The organism is endosymbiont of Riftia pachyptila (vent Ph05), assembly GCF_000224455.1.
GTDB classification, from domain to species: domain Bacteria; phylum Pseudomonadota; class Gammaproteobacteria; order Chromatiales; family Chromatiaceae; genus Endoriftia; species Endoriftia persephonae.
Map to the genome: position 1 here is coordinate 1 of NZ_AFOC01000177.1, position 1,463 is coordinate 1,463.

At 43.4% G+C, this 1,463-nt stretch carries 2 protein-coding genes; both read right to left on the bottom strand.

Features of this window, described 5'->3' with window-relative positions; all coding sequences use genetic code 11:
• Positions 1–461: 461 nt before the first annotated feature.
• Positions 462–1,025: a trimeric intracellular cation channel family protein gene (locus tag RIFP1SYM_RS16085; protein WP_240992158.1), complete on the bottom strand. Its 564-nt coding sequence runs from the start codon at positions 1,023–1,025 to the stop codon at positions 462–464.
• A gap of 148 nt (positions 1,026–1,173) precedes the next feature.
• On the bottom strand, positions 1,174–1,463 hold a 290-nt coding region (locus RIFP1SYM_RS17215), incomplete at its 5' end, for a DUF3175 domain-containing protein (RefSeq protein ID WP_081417793.1).

Here is a 1,463-nt window from a genome sequence, read left to right on the forward strand (position 1 = left end):
CCAATAACATTACAAATGCATACTTCATTTTATATCTCCTATTAGTTTTAATGAATGCTGCCTAATTTAGGCGAATATAATCGTCATGACACGAGTTTGACGACAAAAGAAACTCACTATTCCTTTAACTACCCTTTTCTTCCTTGAACAGTAAACAACACTATGCCATTGAAAATTGGCCGTGCATATCGAGTTAATTAAATATGATAAACAAGCGCCGTTTATTCGCTCTCAGTTACTACATAAACCTCAAACAGCATAACGCCTGCTCAGCGGCAATTTAAAGTGGCACATTTTTTCGACAACAAAACAAGTGCCGCTTTAAATTGTCCGCTGGAGCTATTTGTTAGGCGCATTTCTAATAAATATTTACTTTTTTGTGTATCCACCTTAAGACTTGAAGCGAAATCTAGGCAGGCTGACTTTATAATACATTGCCAACAGCCGTGATATAAATATACTTAGTCCAGAAATAATTGCTGCACCGTTATCTCTTGATCGAAATGCAAGAGCCCGATAAACAACAAAGAACCAACCCAGGATACTGTCGCATAAAGCGGGCTTAGAAATACGACGGGTGTTTCATTACATAGTACATCACGAAAAATACCACCCATAGTTCCTGTCATTACTCCCATAAAACTTGCAATAAGCGGGGGCGCTCCAACCATAAGTGAAACCAACGTTCCCGCAACACCAAATGTAGCTAAGCCTGCAGCATCAGCAACTAAAAAATATTTAGGCGACACCAATATTAGTCTGGCCGCCACAAAAATAGTGACCGCACTACCAAGCGAGGCAATAAAAAATATTTGATCATTGATCCAGAATACATCTCGACCAAGAAGCATGTCACGTAATGAACCGCCCCCCAATCCTGTAGCAATAGCAATAATAATTACACCAAATAAGTCAAACTGTTTAAAGCCAGCTTTAAGAACACCTGAAGCCGACGAAACAATAACTGCAAGTAATGTTATCCAGTATAAATTTTCTAAAAGTGATGGCGTTGGATCTAATGTCATATTATTAATTATATTGTTTGTGCCTAACGTTTGGGCTCAGTGGCGTCAAAAAGTGGAGCGCAGTGGAGCTTTTTGACGTCCGAGTGCATTTGCCTGTTAGGCGGATTTTTACGGTGATGTACATTCATCGATCTCGAAGCGGCGCAGCTTATCTTCGCTCGCGATGCGATGCTCGGATCCTCTGGCGTGGCTTTCCGAAGAGGTCCCGCAGTTCGTCTTTGGCCTCCTCGAGTCGATTTCGCTGAACCGTCGGAAGCTTAACCCCTGCCCGATTGATGTAGAACGCCAGCATCGACATCGCAGAGCGAAACGGATCGGCCTTGCGGCGTCGACTGCGCTCAGCGGAGCGTTTAAGGGATTCAGCTATCCGCCTCGGGTCATCGTACGTGAATACGCCTGGCTCGAGATCGAGAGCATCGCTACTCTCGGTTACACGCT

What these genes read in the sequence shown, in the direction of transcription:
- RIFP1SYM_RS16085 (WP_240992158.1), bottom strand. Translation starts at nt 1,025, where the DNA reads ATGACATTAGATCCAACGCCATCACTTTTAGAAAATTTATACTGGATA.